This window comes from Bacteroidota bacterium (assembly GCA_013696965.1).
GTDB lineage: Bacteria > Bacteroidota > Bacteroidia > JACCXN01 > JACCXN01 > JACCXN01.
Genome location: JACCXN010000010.1, coordinates 122,914 through 131,591, shown reverse-complemented (window position 1 = coordinate 131,591; position 8,678 = coordinate 122,914). Strand labels below are relative to the sequence as shown.

Here is an 8,678-nt window from a genome sequence, read left to right as displayed (position 1 = left end):
CCACCTCTTCCCATTCCGAACAGAGCAGTTAAGCCCACCAGCGCAGATGGTACTGGGGTTAAACCCGGGAGAGTATGTCGTTGCCAATTTTTTATTAAAGCCCCAGCTTTTGTTGGGGCTTTTTTATTTAATCATGTTTAGTCAAATAATTTATTGTTTTTTCCGTTCTACAAACAAATTTAGCCACTATATTAAATCAAGATGCAGATATGCAAAAAGGATTTATTTTCATTATTTATCCTTCTATTTGGTTTTTTATCTCCCATTTTTTCTGATACAATACCAAAAGTTGCTCCTGATAGTCTTTTATTGCTCGAAAATAAAATTATCAGAACACCTGAAATTAGAGATAATTCATACATAAACAAATATTCGGATTTTTCGTTTAGTACTACTCACGATTTCAAATCGGAAATAGATACTTCTCTTTCCTTCTTTCATCGATATAATCCTGCCTATAGAGCATTTTATTATACTTTAGGAAACATTGGTCTTGCACACCATTCCTTTGTCTTTAGGCCTAATGTTAATCTAGGATTCACTTTTGGAATTAACAATTTTAAGCTATGGGAATTAACAAGTTATAACACCTTGTTTTTTAACACTAGAATTCCTTATACAGAAGCTAATTTAGTGGTTGGATCTAAAGGTGAACAATATTTTCAAGGTATCCACACACAAAATATAACTAAAGATTGGAACTTTAGTTTTCAGTTCAATAAGATTAGATCATCAGGATTTTATCAAAATCAACAGTCTGATGTAACAAATATGTCTTTTGGATCAAATTATTTATCTGAAAATAAAAAATATGGTATCTTTTTAAATGCTTTTTATAACAATTTGATTGCTGGAGAAAACGGTGGTTTATCTGATGAAAGCTATATTGACGATGATTCAAGGCTTACCCATGTTAATTTGAATGGAGCCTATAGTAGGAGAAATAGCAAAGGTTTTAAAGGTAAACAATATTATAATTTTACTTCCTTTATTGATTCAGTGCCTGATTCTGATACTTCTTTCGTATTAAATTATAATGTAAATAAAGGTTTTTATCATTCTTTTTCATTAGAGGATTACAGGATGCTTTTTAAAGATGATAATATAATTCCCTCATATTATCCTGCCATTTATTTTGACTCTCTTGCAACTCTTGATTCTTCTCAATTTAAAATAGTTTCGAATGAGATAGGTTGGAATGATTATAATAAATTGTTAATGTATAGTGTTTCTTTCGAACACCAATATTCCAAGGTTTATTTAAATCTTTTAGAAAGAAATTTTTATTTCTCTAATTATACTTTTAAATCGAGTATTAATAGAAGCAAAAGAAATAATTATTTTTGGAAAGTTTCCTCCTCTTATATTGTTGGTGGGGACAATAAAGGGGATTATATGTTAAATGGGGAATTAGACTATTCTCCAGCAAAAAATCATTTAATTAATCTTAATTTAGGGGTAGTTCATTCGAGTCCCTATTTTATGTATAACCGTTATTATTCGAATCATTATAAATGGGAAAATAATTTTGATAAAAATGAATTTTATACAGCTATAATTTCATATTCAAACCCCAAAATGAAATTTAAATCAGCTGTTAGTACCTCATTGCTTAATAATTACATTTATTTCAACTATCAGGCAGTTCCTCAACAATTACAATCACCTTGTGTTGTGACCATAATTAAGGCTGAAAAGAGTTTTAAATGGAAAAGATTTAATTTATTGACTGAATTAGTTTATCAGAATGTTTCCAATACCAATATAATTAGAGTTCCAGATTTAATTTCAAGAAATGCCTTGTTTTATGAATTTGGCTCTAATAAAGATTTAAAATTGCAAGTAGGCTTAGAGGGTTTTTATTTTAGTAGTTTTAAAAATTATCGGTACATGCCAGTTACTGGTCAGTTTTTTTTACAAGATGATTATGTTCAAGGGAATTATCCATTTATTGATTTTTTTGTAAATATGAGAATCAAACAGGCAAGAGTTTTCTTTAAAATTGACCATTTAAATGAAAATCTTTTGGAAAGAAATTTTTTTATATTGCCTGGATATCCTTCAGGAGAAAGAGCTTTTAGGGTTGGAATATCCTGGGTATTTTATAATTAACAATCAGGTTTTTTGTTTTATTTTTTTTGCAGCAGGAAATAAAATGTTATTCAAAATCAGCCTGTATCCAGGAGAATTTGGATGTAGATTCAAATCAGTTGGTGGGTCACCAACAAAGTGTTGATAATCTTCCGGATCATGTCCTCCATAAAAAGTCCAGGTTCCTTTGCCAATACTTCCATGAATGTATCTGGCGGAATTTAATGATTTATTTTCTCCAAGAATAAGAACATCAGATTTTATATATTGCGTATTAAATCCTGTAGTTTGTCCCATGAAACCTTTAATAATTTGTTCGTGATTTTGAGTAAGCATAGTTGGTATTGGATCCCATTTAGCCGAAAATTCAAATAAGGTAAACAAATCAAGATGTTGTGGGGTTCTAGTATGTATAAGGGTAGCATCAATAGTAGAAAATTCATAAACCATTGGATCAGTTATTAATGAATAATCTTTAAAAGCAAAAGAATTTGAAAAGTTTAATTTTGAATTGTAGCCAGGTTCAGCAGGGTCACCATCAAACATGGTTTCGCAAATATCCACACCTTCTGCTGCCAATGCAATATCGTAGGAGTCTGTAGCGGAGCACATGGCAAAAAGAAACCCCCCACCAGCAGTAAAATCTCTAATTTTTTTTGCAACACCTAATTTAAGTTGTGAAACTTTAGTGAATCCCAATCTTAAAGCCGTTGCTTCCAATTCCCTTTCCTGTTCTTGATACCAAGGAAATGTTCTGTATGAAGCATAAAATCTGCCGTATTGACCAGTAAAGTCCTCATGATGCAAATGAAGCCAATCATATAATGGAAGCTTTCCTTGAATTATTTCATCATCATATATAACATCATAAGGGATTTCGGCATAAGTAAGAACTAAGGTTACAGCATCATCCCAAGGTTGTTTGGTTTTAGGAGAATAAACCGCAATTTTAGGCTCTTTTTCCAATTTTACAGCATCCATATTTACTTCTGCATTTGCTATTTCATTAAGAATACTTGCTGCTCTTGCGTCTGCAATTACCTCAAAAGATACACCTCTTACTATACATTCATTTTCTATAAACTTATGGTTTTGAATTAAAAAGCTTCCACCGCGATAATTCAGCAGCCATTGAACCTCAATATCGTTTCTTAGTGTCCAATAAGCAACTCCATAAGATTTCAAATGATTTTTCTGAGCATTATCCATTGGTAACAAAAGATAAGAAGCTTGTGATAATGCAGGGATTATTATAAAAAATATAACCAGCAAAATATTGATTAAGTTAAAATGGCATTTCTTCATCATCAGACATATCATTTAGTTTGGAAGAAAAAGTTTTTGACCCTCCTTGATTATCAAAATCTTTTGAAGGGCTAATTCTAGCTTGAGAATCATAGTTTCCTGATTCAATATCGGTAAATTTGGCCAGATTTGCAATAAAACGTAAATTAACATCACCTAGTGCCCCATTACGATGTTTGGCGATAATTATTTGTCCTGTCCCGGTTAAAGATGCCCCAGATGCGGGATCTTCAGTAAAACCATAATATTCTGGTCTATAAATAAACAATACCATGTCAGCATCCTGTTCAATTGCACCTGATTCCCTTAAATCTGATAATTGTGGTTTTTTATCACCTCCTCTTGTTTCAACAGCCCTGCTTAATTGTGATAATGCAATGACTGGTATTTTTAATTCTTTTGCAATACTTTTTAAATTTCTTGAAATGGTACTTATCTCTTGCTCTCTGTTTCCTTTACCATCTGAACCTGCTGTCATTAACTGAAGGTAATCAATTATTACCATTTGTATATCGTGCTGGGCTTTTAATCTTCGGCATTTTGCTCTCAATTCAAAAATGGAAAGAGCAGGTGTGTCATCAATAAAAATAGGCGCTTTAGTTAAATTCTGAATCTTAGAATGCAATTGTTCCCATTCATGGTTGGCAAGGTTCCCCTTTTTTAATTTATCAGCAGAAAGTTCTGTTTCACTTGCAATGAGTCGTTGAACGAGCTGAACGGAGGACATTTCAAGAGAGAAGATGGCAACTGGTTTATTAAATTCAACGGCTGTATTTCGTGCCATTGATAATACAAAAGCAGTTTTTCCCATACCCGGCCTTGCAGCTAAAATTACCAGGTCAGATGGTTGCCAGCCAGAAGTGATCCTATCTAGTTCAGTAAAGCCTGAGGGAACACCACTAACACCGTCTTTTTGGGTTTTGGCAATTTCTATTTGAGTAAGTGCCTCACTCATTAAATCTTTCATGTTACTGAAATCTTTTCTGAAATTGCCCTCTGAAATTTCGAATAAGGATTGTTCTGCCTTATCCATTATTTCAAACACATCAGAAGTTTCATCGTATGAGTTTTTAATTATATCTGAAGAAACTCGTATTAATTCTCTTTGAATGAACTTTTGACTTATTATTCGAGCATGAAATTCAGCATTGGCCGATGAAGCAATCCTTTCAGTAAGTTTTGAAATATAATAAGCACCACCTATAAAATCCAACTCAGCCCGTTTTCTTAATTCTGCGGTAACAGTCAAAATATCAATAGGGTCAGATCGCTGAAAAAGGTCTCTAATAACAGAAAATATTTTTTGATGCGCTTCAACATAAAAACTTTCTGGCTTTAAAATATCGATCACATCATTTACAGCATCCTTCTCAAGCATCATTGCTCCTAGGACAGCTTCTTCCAAATCACGTGCTTGTGGTGGAAGTTTTCCAAGCTCCGAAAATGCGTTGTCATTAGATAATCGTATATGTTTCCTGGTTCTTTCGGGAAATTTATTGGTGTTGTTTTCCATGATTCAAAAGTAATAAATTAAAAACCTGTGTTTGGTTTATCTTATCAACATAATACGCACAGGTTGTAAACAGGTTTTGCTTTATTTTTTTATATTTTTACTTGTGATTTCTACTGTTTAAAATGGGGTATTCTTTATTATTTTATTTCAGTATTTTTTCATTTGCACAGATAAACTAAATGAAACTAAAAACATGTTTTGAAACAACCAGGAATTATTTATCTATAAATATATTCCAAATGGTGCTTTTATATTTAAACAATGAAAATCAAAGTTTATCTATGATATTTTAAATAATCAAATAATTACTGATGAAAATAATCAGGTAAAGTATTATTAATTTCCTTTAAAGAGTTTGTGGAAACATACATTTTCAAGGCAGATGTAAAGAACTTACATCTTTAGTATATTAAATAATGCAGAAGAATTCATTAATTTAAACAAAAAATCAAGAATGATATAATTTACATTAAATTTTGATTTTTAGTTTAAAAATGATTTACAATTATTCATTTATTACCCCCATAGCACAAAACTTCTCAATTCTTTTGTTTATCCTTTCTCCAGCATTCATTTTATTAAGGGAGGAAAGATGTTTTAATATCTCTTTTTTTACAGTTGTGAACATTTCTTCTTGATTGGTATGCGCACCACCCAAAGGTTCTTTAATAATTCCATCTATTAATTTATTTTTTTTCATGTCCATTGCGGTAAGTTTTAGATTTTCCGCAGCTTTTTCCTTAAAATCCCAGCTTCTCCATAGAATTGATGAGCAGGATTCAGGAGAAATAACAGAATACCAAGTGTTTTCAAGCATTAAAACTTTGTCCCCAATTCCAATTCCAAGTGCCCCACCTGAGGCGCCTTCACCAATAATTATACAAATTACCGGTACTTTAAGTTTAGTCATTTCAAATAAATTTCTGGCAATTGCCTCTCCCTGTCCTCGTTCCTCTGCTTCAATTCCTGGATAAGCACCTGGAGTATCAATAAAAGTAACAATAGGTTTATTGAATTTCTCAGCCAATTTCATTAACCTTAATGCCTTTCGATAACCTTCAGGGTTGGGCATACCAAAATTTCTATATTGTCGCATTTTGGTGTTAATTCCTTTTTGCTGCCCAATAAACATTACCGTTTGATCATCGATTAGTCCAAACCCTCCAACCATTGCCTTATCATCCTTTACAGTTCTATCACCGTGTAATTCAAAAAATGTATTGTCAGTAATTGCATTGATGTATGCAAGAGTATATGGTCTGTCAGGATGTCTTGAAGCCTGAACTCTTTGCCAAGGTGTAAGGTTTTCAAAAATTTCTTTCTGAGTAACTTGTATTTTGTTTTCAAGTTCTTCAATTGTTGAAGAAACGTCTACTTTACTATTGGTAGAAATATCGCGGGCTTTCTCTAATTGTTCAATTAAATTTTCAATTGGTTTTTCAAAATCCAAGTAAGTAGCCATGTTTTTTTTTATTTGAGTGTGCAAATTTACAAAATTTATGGCAATTTGTGTTTAGATAATTGGTTTTGGATAAGAAAAGGGCATTATTTTATTTCATTTTTAATTTGTTTTAGCCTTTGTTCTATTGCATTGGATAAATTAATTAAGGAAAAAAAGCCCAATAAACAGTTATCCTTTAAATATTTATCAAATATTTGTATTCTTAAAACTTAGTTTTGTTTTTTTACAATAGAAATATTAACAATAGTCATCTTTTTTATTTAAAATTGAATATTTATGATTGTTTATCCAAATGCCAAGATTAATATAGGATTGCATGTAATTGAAAAGCGACTGGATGGATTTCATACCATTGAAACCGTGTTTTTGCCCATTGGCCTTTCGGATATATTAGAGGTTATTATTAATAAGGCAAGTAAAGAAAAGCACGTGGAATTTTCAACATCTGGTATTTTTATTCCTGGTAATCCCTCTGAAAATATTTGTGTAAAAATATACGAGAAGTTGAAAATAAATTTCAACCTTCCTGCATTAAAAATTCATTTGCATAAAATTATTCCAGTGGGAGCTGGGCTGGGGGGAGGATCTTCTGATGCGGCATTCTTTATAAAAATTATTGATGCGCTTTGTGAATTAAATCTTGACAAAGAAAAAAAGTTGTATTATTCTGAACAAGCCGGAAGTGACGCTCCCTTTTTTATTGAAAATAAAATTTCTTTTGCGCAGGGAAAAGGTGAAAAAATATTCCCATTGTTAATTGATTTGAAAGGTCTTTACTTGGTTTTGATTAATCCAAAAATACACATAAGCACAGTTGATGCATATTCTGGTGTAACGCCAAAAAAACCAAATATATCGTTGAAGAACTTAATAGTTGAAACCCCAATTGAAAATTGGAAGGAAGTAATCAGGAATGATTTTGAGGAAAGCATTTTTAAGAAATATCCGCAATTCCAATCATTGAAACAAAATTTATATTTATCAGGTGCTGTTTATGCTGCTATGAGTGGGAGTGGAAGTAGCTTGTATGGGTTTTTCAGAGAAAAACCTGAGCTAAATCCAGAGCTTAAAAAGTATGTGATTTGGGAGGAAACGCTGTAATTAATTTTTATTTTAATGAGTTAAAAAGGTCTTTAAAAATAAAAGAAAGCTATTTTATTTTAACTATTCTTTTTGATTTAGCGATTATTTAGGTGCTTGTTTTAAAAGATAAATACCGAGAAACATATAGAGAATATTCGGAATCCAAACTGCAATAACAGGTGCAAGTCCGGCATTGGTGGCAAAAGTTGTAGAAATTTGCAGAAATAATATGTAGGTAAAACTGATTAACAACCCAAGCCCAATATGTAAACCTATACCGCCCCTTACTTTACGAGATGCAATGGAAACGCCAATAATAGTTAAAATAAAAGTAGCAAAAGGCAAGGCCATGCGCTGGTATTTCTCTATTTCGTAATAAACTACATAATCAGAACCCTTAAATTTTTCCTGTTCAATGAATTCGTTTAGTTCAAAATAATTCATTGTTTCTATATTATTGATTCTCTTGCCGAATTCATCAGGATAAAAATTAAAAAGAGTATCTAATGTATGCCCTGTAACAACATTTTCATTAAGTCCATCAATTGTTCTGTGAAAATAGTTTTCAAGCTTCCATTTATTTATAATGGTGTCCCAAGTAATGACATCGGCCATTAATTTGTATTTCATTTCACCTGATTCCTTATCAATATGTTCAATAGAAAATTTATAGCCAATGTTACGTTGGTTATTGTAACTTTCGAAATAGATGAAATTTCCCGGACCTATTTGTCTATGGATATTATATTCCCTGTTAAAGTATGGATTACGGATATATTGCTCCTCAAATTCTAATCTGGTTTTATTTGCAGGAGGGATAATAAAGTTAATAAGCAGAAAAGATAATATTGCCAACACAGATGCCGCCACCAGGTATGGCCTTAACATTCTTTTAAAACTTACTCCACTTGCCAAAATGGCCACAATCTCAGTATCTGATGCCATTTTTGAAGTAAAGAAAACAACGGCAATAAAAGTAAAGAGCGGACTAAACAGGTTTACAAAATAAGGAATGAAATTAAAGTAGTAATCAAAGATAATGGCCCTTGCAGGAGCTTCCCGTTGAAGGAAATCATCCACTTTTTCAGAAAAATCAAAAATAATTGCAATGGAAATTATTAATGCAATCGCATAAAAAAATGTTCCAAGGAATTTAGAGATAATATATTTGTCAAGAATTTTCAATTTCTATAATTCATTTCGTTGCTTATTCAAACATGTTGA

General features: G+C 31.6%; 6 protein-coding genes and 1 rRNA gene. 3 read left to right on the top strand and 4 right to left on the bottom strand.

The window, feature by feature from the left end; all coding sequences use genetic code 11:
• Both rrf and H0V01_02525 read left to right on the top strand, forming a co-directional pair.
• Positions 1-89: ribosomal RNA gene (rrf, locus tag H0V01_02530) — 5S ribosomal RNA — on the top strand; the annotation flags it as partial.
• A gap of 112 nt (positions 90-201) precedes the next feature.
• Positions 202-2,112: a hypothetical protein gene (locus tag H0V01_02525; GenBank protein ID MBA2582246.1), complete on the top strand. Its 1,911-nt coding sequence runs from the start codon at positions 202-204 to the stop codon at positions 2,110-2,112.
• 3 nt (positions 2,113-2,115) lie between these two features.
• On the opposite strand, the gene H0V01_02520 is transcribed toward H0V01_02525, so the two are convergent.
• The 3 genes from H0V01_02520 to H0V01_02510 form a co-directional block, all read right to left on the bottom strand.
• Positions 2,116-3,396 (bottom strand): asparagine synthetase B, encoded by a 1,281-nt coding sequence (locus tag H0V01_02520; GenBank protein MBA2582245.1) that lies wholly within the window; start codon positions 3,394-3,396, stop codon positions 2,116-2,118.
• On the bottom strand, positions 3,377-4,909 hold the full coding sequence (dnaB, locus tag H0V01_02515) for a replicative DNA helicase (protein MBA2582244.1): 1,533 nt from the start codon (positions 4,907-4,909) through the stop codon (positions 3,377-3,379). Before dnaB ends, H0V01_02520 begins: the two co-directional genes overlap by 20 nt.
• A gap of 505 nt (positions 4,910-5,414) precedes the next feature.
• Positions 5,415-6,371, bottom strand: coding sequence for an acetyl-CoA carboxylase carboxyltransferase subunit alpha (locus tag H0V01_02510; GenBank protein ID MBA2582243.1), 957 nt, complete (start codon positions 6,369-6,371; stop codon positions 5,415-5,417).
• Between the two features lie 276 nt (positions 6,372-6,647).
• Here H0V01_02510 and H0V01_02505 point away from each other — a divergent pair, with 276 nt between their 5' ends.
• On the top strand, positions 6,648-7,472 hold the full coding sequence (locus H0V01_02505) for a 4-(cytidine 5'-diphospho)-2-C-methyl-D-erythritol kinase (GenBank protein ID MBA2582242.1): 825 nt from the start codon (positions 6,648-6,650) through the stop codon (positions 7,470-7,472).
• Between the two features lie 84 nt (positions 7,473-7,556).
• Here the strand turns inward: H0V01_02505 and H0V01_02500 are convergent, their stop codons facing one another.
• Complete coding sequence (locus H0V01_02500) at positions 7,557-8,639, bottom strand: LptF/LptG family permease (protein MBA2582241.1); 1,083 nt, start codon at positions 8,637-8,639, stop codon at positions 7,557-7,559.
• Positions 8,640-8,678 lie beyond the last annotated feature (39 nt).